This is a genomic window from Kribbella sp. NPDC051587 (assembly GCF_044453945.1).
Lineage (GTDB): Bacteria > Actinomycetota > Actinomycetes > Propionibacteriales > Kribbellaceae > Kribbella.
In genome coordinates this window covers 62,341-77,469 of sequence record NZ_JBITDE010000020.1, presented here as the reverse complement: position 1 = coordinate 77,469, position 15,129 = coordinate 62,341, and the positions used below count along the sequence as shown (strand labels likewise).

General features: G+C 67.8%; 13 protein-coding genes. 8 read left to right on the top strand and 5 right to left on the bottom strand.

Annotated features, from left to right (window positions below; translation table 11 throughout):
- Nucleotides 1–143 precede the first annotated feature (143 nt).
- The 3 genes from ACIA49_RS40070 to ACIA49_RS40060 are packed head-to-tail and all read left to right on the top strand — an operon-like array spanning nt 144 to nt 3,096.
- Entirely contained in the window at nt 144–1,436 is a 1,293-nt protein-coding gene (locus tag ACIA49_RS40070) for a globin domain-containing protein (RefSeq protein ID WP_396383592.1), read from the top strand.
- On the top strand, nt 1,384–1,842 hold the full coding sequence (locus ACIA49_RS40065) for a hypothetical protein (RefSeq protein ID WP_396383591.1): 459 nt from the start codon (nt 1,384–1,386) through the stop codon (nt 1,840–1,842). The genes ACIA49_RS40070 and ACIA49_RS40065 overlap by 53 nt, the downstream gene beginning before the upstream one ends.
- Before the next feature lie 3 nt (nt 1,843–1,845).
- Entirely contained in the window at nt 1,846–3,096 is a 1,251-nt protein-coding gene (locus tag ACIA49_RS40060; protein WP_396383590.1) for a nitric oxide synthase oxygenase, read from the top strand.
- Nucleotides 3,097–3,101: 5 nt separating this feature from the next.
- Here ACIA49_RS40060 and ACIA49_RS40055 read toward each other — a convergent pair whose 3' ends face one another.
- On the bottom strand, nt 3,102–5,114 hold the full coding sequence (locus ACIA49_RS40055; protein WP_396383589.1) for a LuxR C-terminal-related transcriptional regulator: 2,013 nt from the start codon (nt 5,112–5,114) through the stop codon (nt 3,102–3,104).
- A gap of 237 nt (nt 5,115–5,351) precedes the next feature.
- On the opposite strand from ACIA49_RS40055, the gene ACIA49_RS40050 reads away from it, so the two are divergent.
- Genes ACIA49_RS40050 through ACIA49_RS40040 form a run of 3 tightly spaced genes read left to right on the top strand, consistent with a single transcriptional unit; the run spans nt 5,352 to nt 7,461 of the window.
- Entirely contained in the window at nt 5,352–5,606 is a 255-nt protein-coding gene (locus tag ACIA49_RS40050; protein WP_396383588.1) for a hypothetical protein, read from the top strand.
- 59 nt (nt 5,607–5,665) lie between these two features.
- Nucleotides 5,666–6,823 carry a sensor histidine kinase gene (locus ACIA49_RS40045; protein ID WP_396383587.1) on the top strand — a complete coding sequence of 386 codons (1,158 nt, stop codon included), beginning with the start codon at nt 5,666–5,668 and terminating at the stop codon, nt 6,821–6,823.
- Complete coding sequence (locus ACIA49_RS40040) at nt 6,820–7,461, top strand: response regulator (protein ID WP_396383619.1); 642 nt, start codon at nt 6,820–6,822, stop codon at nt 7,459–7,461. The genes ACIA49_RS40045 and ACIA49_RS40040 overlap by 4 nt, the downstream gene beginning before the upstream one ends.
- Here ACIA49_RS40040 and ACIA49_RS40035 read toward each other — a convergent pair.
- Nucleotides 7,354–7,896 carry an RDD family protein gene (locus tag ACIA49_RS40035; protein ID WP_396383586.1) on the bottom strand — a complete coding sequence of 181 codons (543 nt, stop codon included), beginning with the start codon at nt 7,894–7,896 and terminating at the stop codon, nt 7,354–7,356. The genes ACIA49_RS40040 and ACIA49_RS40035 overlap by 108 nt on opposite strands.
- Before the next feature lie 7 nt (nt 7,897–7,903).
- Nucleotides 7,904–8,413, bottom strand: coding sequence for a hypothetical protein (locus ACIA49_RS40030; protein WP_396383585.1), 510 nt, complete (start codon nt 8,411–8,413; stop codon nt 7,904–7,906).
- Between the two features lie 784 nt (nt 8,414–9,197).
- Here ACIA49_RS40030 and ACIA49_RS40025 point away from each other — a divergent pair.
- Both ACIA49_RS40025 and ACIA49_RS40020 read left to right on the top strand, forming a co-directional pair.
- The gene (locus tag ACIA49_RS40025) at nt 9,198–9,509 is read left to right on the top strand and encodes a transposase (protein ID WP_396383584.1); all 312 of its coding nucleotides are present in this window, start codon (nt 9,198–9,200) and stop codon (nt 9,507–9,509) included.
- Nucleotides 9,506–10,405 carry an IS3 family transposase gene (locus ACIA49_RS40020; RefSeq protein WP_396383583.1) on the top strand — a complete coding sequence of 300 codons (900 nt, stop codon included), beginning with the start codon at nt 9,506–9,508 and terminating at the stop codon, nt 10,403–10,405. Before ACIA49_RS40025 ends, ACIA49_RS40020 begins: the two co-directional genes overlap by 4 nt.
- 369 nt (nt 10,406–10,774) lie before the next feature.
- Here the strand turns inward: ACIA49_RS40020 and ACIA49_RS40015 are convergent, their stop codons facing one another.
- Both ACIA49_RS40015 and ACIA49_RS40010 read right to left on the bottom strand, forming a co-directional pair.
- The gene (locus tag ACIA49_RS40015) at nt 10,775–12,865 is read right to left on the bottom strand and encodes a DUF222 domain-containing protein (protein WP_396383582.1); all 2,091 of its coding nucleotides are present in this window, start codon (nt 12,863–12,865) and stop codon (nt 10,775–10,777) included.
- Nucleotides 12,866–13,204: 339 nt separating this feature from the next.
- Nucleotides 13,205–14,881 carry an L-lactate permease gene (locus tag ACIA49_RS40010; protein WP_396383581.1) on the bottom strand — a complete coding sequence of 559 codons (1,677 nt, stop codon included), beginning with the start codon at nt 14,879–14,881 and terminating at the stop codon, nt 13,205–13,207.
- Between the last annotated feature and the right edge of the window lie 248 nt (nt 14,882–15,129).

Below are 15,129 nucleotides of genomic sequence, written 5' to 3'. Positions count from 1 at the left end.
GTGTGCAAAGGGTTTCGCTCCGTTGTGATTTTCGAGACTATTGAGTCCGATTCACCGGTTTCGGCCTCCTGGGCCGGGGGTATCTCGGAGGGATCGAACCACCGCAAGACTCGGGGATTGGATCGGGAGGGAACCTGCACCCGATGGATGCGCACGCCCTGCAAGACAGTTGGGACCAGGTCACCAAGCACGGAGAGCAGGTACCGCTCTACTTCTACTCGCATCTGTTCGTCTCGCATCCTGAGGTGCGGGCGATGTTTCCGCTCTCGATGTCGCACCAGCGCGACAAGTTCGTCGGTGCGCTCGGCCGGATCGTCAGTCACGCCGACCAGCTCGACAAGGACGCGCCGTTCCTGCGTCACCTCGGCCGCGACCACCGCAAGTACGCCGTACAGGCCGCGCACTACGACGCCGTGGGGGCATCCCTGTGCGCGACGTTGATGCATTTCCTCGGAGATGCCTGGGACGCGGACCTGGCGGCGGACTGGACGGCGGCGTACCAGGTCGTCGCGCGGTTGATGGTCGAGGCCGCGGAGACGTCGTCGGAGACCAGCCCGGACTGGTGGGACGCCGAGGTGGTCGTGGCCGAGCGGCGCACGATGGACCTCACGCTGCTCACCCTGCGGCCCCGGAGCCCGTTCCGGTACCGGCCGGGCCAGTCGATCTCGATGGAGATCCCGCAACGACCACGGCAATGGCGGTACTTCAGCCCGGCCAACGCTCCGCGACCGGACGGCTCGATCGATCTGCACGTCCAGCAGATCGACGGCGGACAGGTGAGTCCGGCGGTGGTGCGGTCGCTGAAGGCCGGTGACGTCGTGAAGCTGGGCGCGCCGGTCGGCGAGCGGCTCACGCGGCGAGACGGGGACCCGAAGGATCTCCTGCTGGTCGCAGGAGGGACCGGTCTCGCGCCACTGCTCGCCGTACTGGAGGAGATCGATCTGGAGTGGCAGCGGGAGGGAATCGGGCCGATGGTCCACCTGCTGCACGGGGTCCGGATGCCGTGGCATCTCTACGATCGCCCGCGGTTGCGTGAGGTGGCTCGGACGCGACCGTGGTTCGACTACACCGAGGTCGTCTCCGACGACATGTCCTATCCCGGCACCCGCGGGAAGGTCGGCGCGATCGCGGCCCGGCAGCACCTGTTCGGGCGGACGGCGATGGTGTGCGGCGGCCCGCAGATGGTCGCGCACACGCTCGAGCAGCTGGCCGCGGCCGGCATGCAGCCCGAGCACATCAAGTACGAGCACTTCTACTACGCGGCCGCGGGCGAGGACGCCGACGGGCCAGGTCAGGAGACATCCAGTGACGATCAAGCACCGCCACCACGGCTCGCCGTACCAGACCCCGCAGTCGATCCGCTCCGAAGCCTTTCAGCGGAAGATGCGCGGGCTCGACGCCGCCAAAGTCTACGGATACCTCGATCTGCTGGCTGATCAGGTGCAGACCGCCGAGCACGACCTCAAGGAAGCGCAGGCCCGCAACGAACGGCTGCTGGCCGAGCTTCAGCGCGGGCGCGCGGAGGCACAGCGGCTGCGGGCGGAGATCGAGCACCACGAGCAGGCCGGCAGCCGGGTGAACGAGCAGGTCGTGCAGATGTTCAGCCAGGCCCAGCTCGTGGTCGAGGAGATGGTGCAGGACGTCAGCCGGGACGCCCGCGAACGGATCGGCCATGCCCGCGAACACGAGCGCAAGATTGTCGCGGCGGCCATGGACACGGCCGGTGAAGAGGTCCGGACGTACGCACAGCACGCCCAGGCACAGATGCAGTCGATCGTCGCCTCGTTCGCCAGTGAGGTCGAACAGCTCGGCAGTACGCCGCCCTCCCCCGGTTCGGTCTGAGCCATGAGCCTGGCTTGGCGGAAGGCCCCGCGCACCGGCCGACTGGCCTCAGCAGGTCCGGGACGGGTTCGGGCGAGGCGTGATCACACGGTCTCCCGGCCCGCTCCCGGACCACGTCTTTCCAGTGCCGACATCGCGAGGGTTCAGGCCGCGGCCGAGGAGTTCCTGCTGCTCTTCCAGACCGAGACCCACCCGGCCGGGTCGATCGAACCGCGGATCGCCGCAGTGCTGCGTGAGATCGAGCGAACCGGTACCTACTGGCACACGCCGGAAGAGTTGACCTTCGGTGCCCGGGTCGCCTGGCGCAACAACGCGCGCTGTATCGGCAGGCTCTACTGGCACAGCCTGCAGGTCCGCGACCTGCGGGCGGTCTCCGATGCCGGAGCCGTCGCCACGCACTGCTTCGACCATCTGCGCACCGCCCACAACGGCGGGAAGATCCGGCCCATGATCAGCATCTTCGCTCCTGAGACGCCGACGCGGCCGGCGCCGCGGATCTGGAACGAGCAACTGATCCGGTACGCCGGTTATGACCTTCCGGACGGTCTCGTCGTCGGCGACCCACGCTATCGGGGCTTCACCAGCGAGCTCATCCAGCGCGGCTGGCAACCACCCGACCGGCCGGGATCGTTCGACGTACTCCCGCTCGTGGTGGAGACGGTCGAGGAGGGACCACAGCTGTTCCAGCTTCCCGGGTCCGCGGTGCACGAGGTCGCGCTCGAGCATCCCGAGCTTGCGTGGTTCGCCGACCTCGGACTGCGGTGGCACGCGGTGCCGGTGATCAGCAACAATCGCCTCGTCATCGGCGGCGTCTCCTACCCGGCTGCGCCCTTCAACGGTTGGTACATGGGGACCGAGATCGGCGCCCGCAACCTCGGCGACAGCGATCGCTATGCCTTGGTCCCTGAAGTCGCGGCACGGATGGGTCTCGACACCTCGAACGAGGCAACGCTGTGGCGGGACCGGGCCTTGATCGAACTCAACCGCGCGGTGCTGCATTCCTTCCAGGCGAACGGTGTCAGCATCACCGATCACCACACCGAGTCCCGCCGGTTCCTGATCCACCTGGAGCGCGAGGAGCGAGCAGGCCGGAAATGTCCGGCCGACTGGACCTGGATCGTGCCGCCGGTGTCCGGCTCACAGACACCGGTCTTCCACCGCCATTACGACCTGGAGGATCAGGTCCCGAACTTCTTTGCCGACCCCGATGCCTCGCGCCGAGGCTTGCACGGCGGGCCGCCCGCCTTCCGCTGAACCCGTCAGACCTCGTCCCAGACGTGCGGGCGGACACCGACTCCGAGGAGCTCGCAGAGTTGGCGTCGGCCGGCGATCTGGAGTTTGCGGTAGACGCCGGACAGATGGAACTCCACTGTCCGGCGTACCAGGAACAGTTCTTTCGCGATCTGCGCGTTCGACAAACCGTCGGCCGCGAGCCGCGCGATCTTCGACTCCTGCGGGGTCAGCCCGGGCACCCCACTCGCCGGCGCCGACGACCGCGCCTGCGAACGCGCCCGCTCGGCCAGCGGCCGCACTCCGCAGTGGTCGGCCAAGGACACCACCCGGAGGAACTGCTGGTCCGCCTTCCGATCGTGTCCGGTCGCGCGCAGCGTCTTCGCGTACTGGTAGCGGGCCTGCGCCTCGTCCAGCAACTGGCCCGCGCCGCCCAGGCCCTCGACCGCTTGCGCCAACAGCTCGCCCCGATCCTCGGTCGGCCGGGTCATGGCCAGGGTGAACTGGGCGAAGGCGAGTGCACCCGGGGCGCCGTACGAGGTTGCTCGTTCGAGGTTCTCCTCAGCGAGTTGCACGGCCTCGGTACGGCGGCCGAGTCGGAGCAGCGCGCGGACGGCACCGGGTCGCCAGCGGATCAGCTCCGGGTTCTCGATGCCCGAGCTGGTCAACAGACTTCCGCAGTCCAGGAACGACCGCAGTCCGAGGTCGAACTGCTCCGCCGCGAGCTGGATCAGGCCGTGTGCATGGGTGACCAGCGGCCAGACCTGCAGGTCGGCTTTCGGGTCGGGCAACAGCCGGGTCGCCAGTAGCTCGGCCGCCCCGCTCCCGGCGCCGGTTGCCACCATGACCTCTGCCAGCAGCGGCACCACGCCGGTGAGCAACGAATCGTTGCGGCGGATCTCCGGCCGGGTCAGCAGATTCTTCAGCAGCCGGATCGCTGCCTGCAGCTCGCCCTTGCGGTACAAGGCTCCGGCCCGGAACAGGTCCAGCTCGGCCAGCGCCCACGGATCGGCCTTCCCCACCAGCCGATTGCGCAGTACGACGGTCGTCGCGTGCAACTCGGCCGGCCCGGCCGCCGTCGACAGCGCGAACAGCGCGTGCCAGCAGTTCTCGAACCGCGCCTCCGGATCAGCCAGTACGGCGCGGGCGTCGGCCAGCGCTGGTCCCGCATCGCGACCGATCAGCGTGGCCTGCGATGCCCGCACGGCGCGTAACGGCAGCGTCAGCGACGGATCCATGGTGGCCCGCTGCGCGAACCAATCCGCCGTCGTCGACAGCGCCTTTACACCGGTCAACGAGCGGGCGCGAAGCGCCGCATGCTGCAGCCGGAGCTGCACCGCTGTCTCGTTCACACTGTCCACCCGGTCGGCGGCAAGTTCGATCAGGGCCGGCACCTCCGCATGCCGGCCTTGCTCGACCATCAACCGCCGGACCGCGTCGACGATGACGAGCACCCCGGCCGGATCCGTCGTACGGCGAAGCTCTTTGACCAGTACGTCGATCGCCTCGCCGGCGCCGCCCAGGGCCGCGAGATCGACCATGACCGAGGCTCGCTGGGATCCGTCGAGGCGCTCGGACAGAGCCAGCCGCAGGTAGCTCTCGGCGCGCCGGACGTCGGATCGTTCGCGGGCCTCGAGCGCGGCGGCGCGAAGGGTCTCGACTGCCCAGGGCAGGCCGGCCGGGCCGGCGTGCAGGAGTTGTCCGGCTACTGCCTCGGCGCCGGCGCCCGAGTTCCGCAGGATGCCGGCCGCCTCGAGGTGCGCCTGGATCCGGCGGCCCGGCGGGATCCGCATCGCCGCCACCTCGCTCGCGCCGCGAGCGGTCAGGCCCAGCGGAGAGCTTCCGGTCACCTTCCCCGCCGCGACCAGGACGTCCAGCTCGACCAGCAACTCGGCGACGGGCGACCGGATCAGGTCGGCGACCGCCCAGATCACGGCGTCCTCGCCGAGCACCCAGATGGCGCGCAGGATCGCCTCGCCGCTGTCGCCGGGATCGGCGATCCGTGGAGCGGACCGGGAACGACTGACGGACAGATCAAGCATAGGAACCTCGCAACGGACGGGGCGGCGGAGTGCAGGGATTCCGAGATCGCCGGTAGGCAACGGTCTGCAACGTATCCGGCACGGACCGCGACCGGAACCCGCGATCCGCCCAGGAGGGTCATTGACGCCATCAATACCTGGCCAGAAGTACTAGGCGGGTGGGGGTGGTTCGTTCTGGCGGTCGAGTCGTGCGGCGCTGAGCACGCCTAGCGTCGGGAGTAACGACAAGGAGGAACCATGAACGAGAAACCGACCTGGCCCGCCGACGAGCCGTGGTACCAGTTCACGCCGAGGAACCTCGGTACCGGGTATCTGACGCTGGTGGCGGCCGGAGTGCTGCTCATCTGGAGCGGGGTGGAGCTGACGCGGGGCGGGCTCGGCACCGGACAGACGGTGCTGTTCGCCGTCATCGCCGTCTGCGGGCTGGTGATGTTGTTCCAGTCGGCCTTCGGGCTGAAGAAGTTGCTCCGCCGGCGCAACCAGCAGGGCTGATGTCCGGAACGGCCCCGGCGGTGCGTGGTGGCGTTCGCCGGGGCCCGGGGGGACCAGGCATGCTGGTGTTCGTGAACCCGCGGACTCCGATGATCCTGGAGATCGTCGCCTTGGCGCTGGCCATCGCGACGGACACGGTGATCGTCCTGGTGACGCCGCCGGCGCAGCCCGGCCTGCTGGCAGGGTTGTTCACCGCGCTCACGCCGGCGATCGGCCTCGGTGCGGCAGCGCTCGCCGTACTGCGTCGTCGCTTCGATCGGGTGAAGTTGCTGACGGCAATCGTTGCCGGGGCGTCGTTGCTCGTCACCGCCCTCACTGTGCTGGCGGATCAGCTCGGCGAATCGATTCGGGCCCAGCCGCCGGTGACCGAGGTACTCGCGCTCGCGATCCTTTGCGGTGCGGCTTGCCATCGCGCGGCGGCACGCACGATCGTTCCGCTGGTCCTGCTCAGCGGGGTCGCGATGACCACGGCTCCCCTGCTGCGGTTCGGACCGACCACCTCGTGGGCGCTGCTCGCCGTACCGGCTGCCCTTCTGTGGGGTGGCAGTGTCGGCACTGGGCTCGTGTTGCGCGACGCGACCGGCCGGGCCGAGGCTGCCGCCGAGACCGCGCGCAGTTCCGAGCGGCTCGCGCTCGCGCGCGAACTCCACGACTTCGTCGCTCATCACGTGACCGGTATGACGGTCCTCGCCCAAGGTGCACGAGTTGCCGCGGGCAAGGATGTCGACACCGAGGTGTACGCCGAGATCGAGCAGGCGGGTCTCGAGGCGCTGACCGAGATGCGCCGGGTCGTCGGCATGCTGCGCACCGACCCGGAAGCCCACGCCGAGGACGGCGTCGCACTCGTCCCCCGACTGGTCGACGCGCGTGGGGTCGACCCGCGGATCCGCATCCACGCCGCGGACCTCCGGCTGCCGAAGGAGGTCGTCGACGCCGCACACCGGATCGTGGTCGAGGCGGTCACCAACGCCCGCCGGTACGCCGTACCGGAGTCGGCGATCGTCATCGAGGCGTCCGTCGAGACTCGTGGGGTGCTTCGCGTGCTGGTGGTTCGGGTCGTCAACCAGCTGATCGCGGATGCTGTGCGCGGAAACGGGTACGGCTTGACCGGGATGGCCGAACGCGCGGAGCGGATCGGCGGTACGTTGACAGCCGGTCCGGCCGACGGCGATCAGTGGCACGTCGTCGCTTCTCTGCCGGTCGGAGAGGAGAGCTGATGGTGCGGGTGGTCTTGGCCGACGACCAGGCGATGGTACGGCGGGGGTTCCGGCTGATCCTCGAGTCGGCGGGCAACGAGGTCGTGGGCGAGGCAGCCGATGGCGAGGAGGCCGTCCGGGTCGCCCGGGAGCTGCGGCCGGACGTCGTACTGATGGACATCCGGATGCCGCTCATCGACGGCCTCCAGGCGACCCGGCTGCTCGCCGGTCCCGAGGTCGTCGAGCCGCTGCGCGTGGTGGTCGTCACCACCTACGACATCGACGAGAACGTGTACGCCGCCCTGCGCGCCGGCGCCTGTGGATTCCTGGTCAAGGACGCCGGCCCCGGCCTGCTGATCGAGGCGGTCGAGGCGGCGGCTCACGGAGAGTCTCTGGTCTCGCCGTCGGTCACGACCCGGCTGCTCGAACACTTCACCCGCTCGGCACCGATCGAACCGGCCGCCCATCCGCTCACCGAGCGGGAGGCCGACGTCGTACGGGCTGTAGCCCGCGGACGCACCAACAACGAGATCAGCGACGAACTGGTCGTCTCACTCTCGACCGTCAAGTCGCACCTCGCGAGCGCCCAGCGCAAGCTCGCTCTGCGCAACCGCACCGAGCTCGCCATCTGGGCCTGGGAGAACCACCTCGTCGGCTGACACCACGATCGTCTTCGCCGCCAGATCCCCGACCCGCTGCCGATGCGGCGTGCACAGAATGACGACCAGGCCGACCACGGCCCAGAACAGACCGTCCACGACCCACAGCAGATACCGGATCAGGTACTGCGTCAGGCCCGGCGCAGTGCCGTCGACCATGGTCACGCGCAGCCGCAAGAGCCGCATACCGACCGAGGCACCTCGGCGCAGCGGCAGCAACACCTCGTTCAGCACCGCCCCCAGCACAATGCCGCCGACCCACGTGCCCGCAGCCGCCTGAGCCACCGGATCCGCCCCGACGCCCAGCTTCTGCAACACGATCACCACCGGGATGGCCAGCACGAATCCCGTTGCCACCGACAACAACCGGTCGATCAGCCCCTGCGCCACCCGCCGCCCGACGGACGCCGTCCCTGCCTGCTTCTCGGCCACCATGCCCCCATCATCGCAGCAGCTCGATCCGCCGCTTCAAACGCCGAAGGTTGTACCACTGCAGGACGATCACGATCGCGAAGCAGATCATCGTGACGATCGCCCAGCGACTGCCCCCGGTCGCCAGCGACACGATCTGCACCACGAGGTTCAGCCCGAAGACGATGTAGAACGGCTTACGGAAGCGGTAGGCCCGGCCGTAGAACCTCGTCGCGAGCTCGAGTGCGGCGGCCCGGATCCCCGGATCGCTCGGCACCGGCCCCTTCCACGCCGCCCGCCGTACCAGCTTCCACTCCTGCTCGGGCACCTCCTCAAGAGCCCGCAACTGCTCGCGGCGCTGGTTCCGGGTCACCAACGCCAGCAGTGGCCCCATGATCACACCGCCGACCACCGCCATGATCGCCACAAAACGCCAGGACGCGTCGTCGATCACGCCAACCACGACGCTCATCAACGCGAACAGCGCACCGAACAGCAGCGCGATCACCCAGCTCGGTGCCCGCAACAGAAACTTCTGCATCTCTCCCCCTCCAACAGTGCAGCTTCCCAGGTCGGTACCCCAGTCGCCAGTCCAAGAACCTGCAAGTCGCAGCGTCGTCCCCACGCCCCCCATTGCCACACATGCGACTCGGCCGGAACCGCTGGCTATGGCTGGGGATTGCTGCGGCCGATCGAAGCCGGGTGGCTCGGCGAACCGGTGGCTGAGGTAGATGGTGCGGCCAGCGACCATCTTGCCCGTTGCCTAGGGCTAACGGGCTGTGGTTGCGCCTCGCAAAGACACCGCCTTGCAACTGCGCCCGTCGACAACCTCATGCTGCCCGTCAACGTCCGAAGACTCGCCGACCACACACTGCGCCTCCTCGGACGCTAGAGCGACAACCGCCCGAATGCCTCCAGCGGATCACTCACGGGCTTGGCTCGGAGGTTCAGCCGATTGCCGTTCGGTGGTCGGGTGGCAGGGCCGCTGGGGTAAGCGACTCGGCCGGGGACGTCTACTTATGGCTGAGGTTGGCTGCGGCCGATTAAGAACGGGTGGCTGGGCAATGCGGTGGCTGAGGTGGATGGTGCGGTCGGCGACCGACTTTCGGTTGCTTGGGGTTGCCGGGCTGTGGTTGCGCTTCAAGAAGACGCCCGCCACGCACCTGAGCTCGCCTCCACCCTGCGCTGGCCGACTAACGTCCGAGGAACCGCCGACCACACCCCGCGAGTCCTCGGACGCTAGCGCAACAGCTCTCGGGGCTGGGACTGACCCGTTTTGACGGACATCCGAGATCAGGAGCTTGTGCTCCGGAAGGATGTTCATCATGGAGTCCATGGGCAAGAAGAAGCCAAGGCCTCGTCGTTCGTTCACTGCTGAGTTCAAGGCCGAGATCGTCGAGTTGTGCCAGCGCGGCGACCGGCCGATCGGTCAGATCGCGAAGGATTTCGATCTGACCGAGACCGCGGTGCGTGAATGGCTGAAGCAGGCCGAACGCGATGCAGGCACCGGCGATGGCGGGTTGACCACAGCTGAGAAGGACGAGCTCGCTCAGTTGCGGCGGGAGAACCGCCGCCTGCGTGAGGACGTCGAGATCCTCAAGCGGGCAACGGCTTTCTTCGCGAAGGAGACCCGATGAACTGTTTCCCGTTCATCGAGGCGGAAAAGCACGGCAGCCACAGCGTGAAGCGTGCGTGTGAGCTGCTGACGGTCTCCCGTTCCGCCTACTACGCCGACCGCGTCAACCGGCCCTCGGCGCACGAGCAGCGCGACATCGAATTGACCGCGAAGATCGTCGCGATCCACGACGAATCGCAGCTGACCTACGGCTCCCCGCGGGTCCACCGAGAGCTACTCGAACAAGGGCAGCGGTGCTCCCGTAAGCGGGTTGTGCGGCTGATGCAGGCCGCGGACCGGCACGGCCGGCTCCCGAAACGGTGGAAGAAGACCACGATTCCAGACCCGAGCGCCGCGCAACGCCCAGATCTGATCAGTCGTGACTTCGCCATCGACCCCGACCACCCCGGGCAGCTGGACCGCCGCTGGTGCGGCGACATCACCTATATCCAGACCTGGCAAGGCTGGCTCTACCTGGCCACCGTGATCGACCTCGCGTCGCGTCGGGTGGTCGGCTGGGCGACCGCGGACCATCTGCGCACCGACCTGGTCGCCGAGGCCCTCACCGACGCGGTGAATCGGCGCCGGCCCGCGCCCGGAGTGATATTCCACTCCGACCGAGGCTGCCAATACACCTCTGCTCAATACGCCAACCTGGCAAGAGATCTGGGCGTCATGCTGTCGGTCGGCCGCACAGGCCAATGCTGGGACAACGCGGTCGCCGAGTCCTTCTTCGCGACCGTGAAGGCCGAGCTGATCCACCGCCACACCTGGCCGACCCACAAAGCCGTCACCAGCGCGATCTTCGGCTACATCGAGGGCTGGTACAACACCCGCCGCCGCCACTCCACCCTCGGCTATCTCAGCCCCGCCGCCTTCGAAGCGACCCACGCCACCACCCACGAACAGGTAGCGTGAACCAACCTCACATCAACCCTGTCCGTCGAACCGGGTCAACCCCAGGGCGGCGCCAATCGTCACTCCCACCTACACAACTGAGCGTGGGGTCACCTCACCCGCCAGTCACACCTGCCGCAGTCGCCGTCGCCTGTCACAGTCGCGGGCCCCGGCCCCACATGGGGCTCCCGGTCGTGGCACGTCGCCTGTCACAGTCGCGGGCCCCGGCCCCACATGGGGCTCCGGGTCGTGGCACGTCGCTTGTCATAGTCGCGTGCAGTGGCCGCACGTGGGCTCCGGGTCGTGGTGTGGCGCGGGTCAGTTATGCGGCGTGGCTGAGCGTTCCGCGAGGGGGTGGGGGTTGGCGGTGCCCGGGACGGGGTGCGGGGTTTACGGTCCGGCTTCGGGGGTGTCAGGGCCCCAGGGGTCGCGGTAGTTGGGCGTCATCGAGATTAGATGGGCGCGGAAGGCTTCGCGGGCAGCGGCGAGTTCTGGGTTGGGTACGGTGCTGGCGGTGGGGAGCCGGTCGGGCTGTCCGTGTACCGGGTTGCTGCTGACACTGGCCCTGCCCACACCGGCATCGACCCCTGCTCGGCCGTCGCTAGTACTGACGCCAGACCGTCCCTCACAGTCACTGATCTGGCCCGCATCGGCACGGCTGACTCCGCTGCCGGCCATGCTGAACCTGGCGCCGGCGCTGGCCGTGCTGATATTCGCGCCCACACCGGCATCGACCCATGCTCGGCCGTCGCTAGTACTGGCGACAGAGCTTTCCTCGCAGTCACTGACTTCGACCGCATCGGCACGGCTTACTCCGGCGCTGCCCGTGGTGGACCTGACGCCAGCGCTCATCGTGCTGGCATTCGCGCCGACACAGACATCGGCACTGGCATCGGTACTGGCGCTGCTCGGGTTGGGGGCGTCGTCATTTTGGGCAGGGGTGGCCCAGGCAAAGACCGCGGCCAGGTCAGCAGGATCGGATAAAGGTGGATCGGCCCAGGCCGGGCGCGTCACCTCAACAAGCCCCGTGCTGGTGATCGAGACAGCCCATTGGTCGTTGTGGACGGCGCGGTGGTGGACGGCACACAGCAGTGCCAGGTTGTGGAGGCTGGTGGGGCCGCCGTCGGCCCAGTGGATCAGGTGGTGGGCGTGACACATCCACGGTGGTGCCTTGCACACGACACAACCCTTGTCGCGTTGGTTCAACGCCCGGCGAATGTATCTGTTCACGAACCGTTGCTCGGTCCCCACATCCAGCGGCTGCGAATCGCCGCCGAGAACGATCGGCAGGATCGCAGCATCACAAGCCAGCAACCGCACCGCCGAGGCCGACAAGTTGCCCCCGAACACCATTTCACCGACCGCACCCAACGAACCGATCGCGCCCAACGAGCCGACGGCATCCACACCATGCGGTGAACCGACCGGACCCGACGTACCGGCCTTACCGACCGCATCTGTTGTGTCGGCCATGCCGACTGGACTCGCCATATCGGCCGTGCCGATCGCGTTCGTCGTATCGGTCGCGCCGGTCGCATTCCGCGTGCCCGCCTCAGCTGTCGTGCTTGGCGTGCTGCGCTTAGCCGACGTACCGGCTGCCTTTGCGCTGTCGGTTGTGCTGGGTGTACCAGTCGAACTCGTCCCGCCTGTTGGGGCGGGGGCGGGGGTGTTGGTGGTGGCGGCTTCGGTGACAACGCCGAGATCGGACTTGAGGTCGTTGAAGTCGATGGTGACGGTGATGTGCGGTACGCCCGGATGATCCGGGTTGCCCGCGGCGGCATCCAAGACCCCTTTGAACGAGTCGGCCTGGCGGACGTCGAGTGGCCGGGGGTCGCGTTCACCGTCGATCGTCTTGTGTGGCTTGGCTCCGGTGTGGATCTGGGTCAGCAACAGTTCGCCGCTGGCACCGGCCACGAACCCCGAGAACTTCACCCCGCCGTCGACCTGCCGCAACCGGAATGTTTCCTTCGCGAGCGCTGCGTCCTCAGCCGGCTCAGCACCGTCGGTGTCCAACCGCGCCAGGACCTCTTGGCCGAACTTGGCCAGTTCGCGCGGGTTGGAGATCCGGGCCACGTCGACCATCTGCTCCTCGGCGACCTCCAGTACGTCGACCGGAACCGAGGCAGGCGCCTTCTCCAGGGTGGTGACGATCACCTTGGCCAGCGCCGGGTCCAGGACCGCCGGGTGTGCGGGGTCGGTGGGGTCGGGCAGCGCTTCGGTCACCGCGGAATACTTGCCGAGAGCACCAGAAAACTTCAGATCCTTACGGACAACAGCAGGGTCGAGCCGGTACCGCTGCGCGACGAGTTCGACGGTATCGCGGGCACCGAACTCTTGGGCGGTGCCCATCTCGTCCAGTCGCCCGGTGGCTTGCAGGATGTAGGTCTCGATGAGGGACTTGGCGGCGTACAGGTTGTCGAGAGTGGTCAGCAGTTCGCTGCCACTCTGTGACCACACCGGCGCCATCGCCAAGTTCTCCATACCGAAAAGCATAGCCACGCCTACGGACAGTTTTCGAGCCGAGAACCCCTTATTTACAACGGATGTGTGGGCAATTCGTGTGGGCTGATTGCCCGTTCAACTTGCCCACACCTCCACCAGCCAGACCCGGAACATCAGGTACCTCAGCCACAGCCCGGAAGCCCAGGCAACGCCAAGCCTGGTCGCCGACCGCACCATCCCCCTCAGCCATTCGCTTGCCGCGCCCGAAGGTTTCAGTCGACCGCCGCAGGTGGCCGGAGCTACGCCATCCACCGGACCAGACGACGGCTGGTGGGTGGGTTGTCGTCACCTGGACCCGAGAACTCACCCGGCGGGTGGTTAGCCGGGGATCATCCAGGTTAGGAGGGTGGCTTGGAGGAGGGCTATCAGGCCTACTACGAAGGCGAGGATGACGGACCACCAGAAGGTTTTGCGGAGGAGCTGGCCTTCTTGGCCGCTTTGGCCGATGGCGGTGGCGCCGATGGCCAGGTTCTGGGGGGAGATCATTTTGGCCATCACGCCGCCGGCGGTGTTGGTGGCGCCGGCGAGGATCGGGCTGATGTGCAGTTGCTGGGCGGAGATGACCTGCATGGGGCCGAAGAGGCTGTTGGCCGAGGCGTCGGAGCCGGTCAGGAAGACGCCGAGCCAGCCGATGTAGGCGGAGAAGAGCGGGAACAGGACGCCGGTGATGGCCAGGGCCAGGCCGAGGGTCTGGGTGGCGCCGGAGTAGTTCATGACGAAGGCGATGCCGAGGATCATGAAGATGGTCAGCAGGGCCCAGCGCATCTGGTGCAGCGTCTTGCGGTAGGTGGCGACGAGGAGTCCGGGACCGGCGCTCATCGCGAGGCCGGCAATGATCGCGGCGATCAGGGCGACCGTGCCTGGTGAGAACAGCCAGTCGATGGTCAGGGTCGCGGCGTACGGGGTGTCTTTCGGGGTGATCGGCGCGTGCTGGATGACGTGGTTGTGCAGGCCCGGCCAGTTGAACTTCCAGTCGGCCTTGTGCAGCAGGGCGCTCAGGTCGAGCCAGGCCGGCAGGCCCTTGATGATCGAGCCGATGCGGGACAGGAAGATCGCGACGATCAGGATCACGTACGGCGTCCAGGCGTGCAGCGCGCCGGTCTGCGGGGTGACTGTTTCCTGGGTGGGCTCGGGCTCGTTGTCGAAGCGCCAGACGGTGGCAGGCTGCCAGAAGCGCGTGAGGGCCCAGAGCGCACCCATCGCCGCGAGCGCCGCGATCACGTCGACGAGGCTCGGGCTGATGAAGTTCGACGTCACGTATTGCATGAGGGCGAATGTGAAGCCAGTGGTCAGTACGGCGGGCCACACCTCGAGCATCCGCTTCCAGCCGGCCATGACGATCACCAGGAAGGCCGGGACGATCAGGGCGAGGAAGGGAACCTGCCGACCCACCATGGCGGAGTACAGGTCGGTGGCCTGCCCCTGCTCCATGCCGAGGATCGGCGCGGTCAGTCGGCCGAGCACGATGAGCGGGTTGCCGAGACCGCCGAAGGCGACCGGTGCTGTGTTGGCCAGCAACGCCAGCACCACTGCGCGAATCGGCGGGAACCCGAGCGCCGCCATCATCGCGGCGGTGATCGCGATCGGCGATCCGCCGCCGGCCACGCCCTCGAGCAACGCACCGAAGCCGAAGGCGATCAGCAACGCCTGGAGTCTGCGGTCCTCGCTGAACCCGGCCAGCTCGGCCTTGATCTGTTCGAACCGGCCGGTCGCCACGGTGACGTTGTGGAAGTACACGGCATGGAAGGCGATCCAGGCCACTGACCACACCCCGAACACGACACCCATCGCGGCCGAGTCGAAGGCCAGCTTGGCCGGCATCCCGTAGACGAGCAACGCGACGATCAGTGCCGTGAGCAACGACAAGGCGGCCGAGACGGGCGCCGAGAGCCGCACGAGGCCGAGGGCGATCAGCAGGACGAACACCGGCAATGCGGCGAGCAACGCCGACAGCCACAACGGTCCGGCCGGCTGATAATCCTGAATCCAGCCCATGGCGTCCTCCCCAGTCAGAGCGCGTCCTCACGCACAGCGAGGGGACGCTAACACCTCCGATCTCTGGCTGGGAAGAGTTTCCGGCAAACGCTTACTGGGGCGATCCCGGGGATGGAACTCCGACCTCTGAAGGTCCATCGCCAGGCGGAGTTCACCCAGCCCTGACAGGGATTTCTGGCACAAACACCCGATGAGTTCCACCGCGACACCGGTAGTCAGGATCTGGGCAAAGAGGGCAGCGGCCGGTA

Excerpts from the sequence above, each read along its gene's own strand:
- ACIA49_RS40015 (WP_396383582.1), bottom strand. The coding sequence starts at position 12,865 with ATGGAGAACTTGGCGATGGCGCCGGTGTGGTCACAGAGTGGCAGCGAA.
- ACIA49_RS40065 (WP_396383591.1), top strand. The coding sequence starts at position 1,384 with ATGCGCGGGCTCGACGCCGCCAAAGTCTACGGATACCTCGATCTGCTG.
- ACIA49_RS40060 (WP_396383590.1), top strand. The coding sequence starts at position 1,846 with ATGAGCCTGGCTTGGCGGAAGGCCCCGCGCACCGGCCGACTGGCCTCA.
- ACIA49_RS40025 (WP_396383584.1), top strand. The coding sequence starts at position 9,198 with ATGGAGTCCATGGGCAAGAAGAAGCCAAGGCCTCGTCGTTCGTTCACT.
- ACIA49_RS40010 (WP_396383581.1), bottom strand. The coding sequence starts at position 14,881 with ATGGGCTGGATTCAGGATTATCAGCCGGCCGGACCGTTGTGGCTGTCG.
- ACIA49_RS40030 (WP_396383585.1), bottom strand. The coding sequence starts at position 8,413 with ATGCAGAAGTTTCTGTTGCGGGCACCGAGCTGGGTGATCGCGCTGCTG.
- ACIA49_RS40055 (WP_396383589.1), bottom strand. The coding sequence starts at position 5,114 with ATGCTTGATCTGTCCGTCAGTCGTTCCCGGTCCGCTCCACGGATCGCC.
- ACIA49_RS40020 (WP_396383583.1), top strand. The coding sequence starts at position 9,506 with ATGAACTGTTTCCCGTTCATCGAGGCGGAAAAGCACGGCAGCCACAGC.
- ACIA49_RS40035 (WP_396383586.1), bottom strand. The coding sequence starts at position 7,896 with ATGGTGGCCGAGAAGCAGGCAGGGACGGCGTCCGTCGGGCGGCGGGTG.
- ACIA49_RS40050 (WP_396383588.1), top strand. The coding sequence starts at position 5,352 with ATGAACGAGAAACCGACCTGGCCCGCCGACGAGCCGTGGTACCAGTTC.
- ACIA49_RS40045 (WP_396383587.1), top strand. The coding sequence starts at position 5,666 with ATGCTGGTGTTCGTGAACCCGCGGACTCCGATGATCCTGGAGATCGTC.
- ACIA49_RS40070 (WP_396383592.1), top strand. The coding sequence starts at position 144 with ATGGATGCGCACGCCCTGCAAGACAGTTGGGACCAGGTCACCAAGCAC.